The organism is Pseudomonas salomonii (assembly GCF_900107155.1).
GTDB classification, from domain to species: Bacteria; Pseudomonadota; Gammaproteobacteria; order Pseudomonadales; family Pseudomonadaceae; genus Aquipseudomonas; species Aquipseudomonas salomonii.
On sequence record NZ_FNOX01000038.1, the window covers coordinates 1 to 1,230 of the forward strand.

3 protein-coding genes are annotated in these 1,230 nt (G+C 50.3%); 1 reads left to right on the top strand and 2 read right to left on the bottom strand.

Going from position 1 to position 1,230, the window contains the following annotated elements; genetic code table 11:
* The coding region (locus tag BLV67_RS33200; protein WP_208604518.1) for a hypothetical protein at positions 1 to 182 on the top strand (182 nt) is incomplete at its 5' end.
* Here BLV67_RS33200 and BLV67_RS31985 read toward each other — a convergent pair.
* A complete protein-coding gene (locus BLV67_RS31985; protein WP_065911337.1) occupies positions 150 to 578 on the bottom strand; it encodes an SMI1/KNR4 family protein in 429 nt (142 codons plus the stop codon). The genes BLV67_RS33200 and BLV67_RS31985 overlap by 33 nt on opposite strands.
* Positions 575 to 1,230, bottom strand: a 656-nt coding sequence (locus tag BLV67_RS32170) for an RHS repeat-associated core domain-containing protein (RefSeq protein WP_208604519.1), incomplete at its 5' end; no start/stop codon positions are given. The genes BLV67_RS32170 and BLV67_RS31985, both read right to left, overlap by 4 nt.

A 1,230-nucleotide genomic window follows, 5' to 3' on the forward strand; every position in this document is an offset into this window, starting at 1 on the left:
TAGGCAAAGGTTTCGCGCTGCCCGTGCAGGCTGTCCTGGCTGGCGATGATGCGGCCAGTGGCGTCGTAATGCAGCAGTTGGCGATGTTGCGCGGCAGGTTGCTGGTCGAGTTTGCCGATCAGGTTGTCGGCTTGATATTTTGTGGGCTTTTATGGGAAAGATTTTGTCAGCAGTGCTTCTAGCGAGTCATACAACAGCTCGGCTTCATCCTCTTCGTGTAAGTAGATATAGATTTCGCCCGTTGTGTTGATCAGGATAGGGTTTCCAGATCCATCGTCTGAAATCACCACGGCACCGACTAATTCCTCTGGAAGTTTGTCAGCGTAAGTACCCCAGAATTTCTCCGTCATTTCGGTAACGGTAGCTTTACCGATCAATGCCCCGTTTTGGAATGCGTGAATGTCGATGCCACCGAATGCTCCACCAAAAAGCTTGATGAACTCAACATATTGCTCATTGAACCTAACGTTAAGTTTTTTTTCCGCAGCGTTAATCTCAGCGTCGGTTGCAGGTTGTCCACTAAGGCCATCCTGGGTGCTGAGCATGGCTCTGATTTTTTTCAACAGGTCTTGTTTCATTTCATGCATCCGCCTTTCGAAGCTTTTTTGGCTTGGGACGTCCAGAACTCTTTTTTCCAAAGGTTGAACGCCGTCCGGTTTGTAATACCTGTTCCCTTTTTGTTGCCATTTGGATGTTGCGCAGCGTTGTGCTCAGGGCTGCCATGATGCTTGTCAGGCATAGCTCTGAGAGGCCCTGCAGTTTGTTGTTTGTCATGGTGCAGCACAATTGTGTTGCCGTTCTTGTCAACGGGTGACTTCCCAAACGGATGAGGTGCTTCAGGTCCGTTCATGTAAATGACTGTCTTCAATTGAGACGGACTCAAATGACTTAGGTCTGTGTAGCCGGTTACTGTTAACGTCAGTCCTCGGCTATCTGTAAACGTAACAGGTGTTAGCCCAAGAGGGTCAAACCAAGAGATTGGGTTGGATGAATAGGTGTAGGTGTTTAAACCGCCCGCCAACCCAATCGGATCCGGCGTCGTAAACCGTCCCACATCCGGATCATAAAACCTGAACGTATTGAAATGCAGCCCCGTCTCCCGATCCAGGTACTGCCCCTGGAAACGCAGGTTCTGCTCCTCAATGTAATAAGGCTCACGCACCTCTTCCAGCGTGTTGCCCCACACCCGATAAGTCGCCTGCCAGAGCATGCGCCCATCAGCCTCGGTCA

What these genes read in the sequence shown, in the direction of transcription:
- BLV67_RS31985 (WP_065911337.1), bottom strand. Translation starts at nt 578, where the DNA reads ATGAAACAAGACCTGTTGAAAAAAATCAGAGCCATGCTCAGCACCCAG.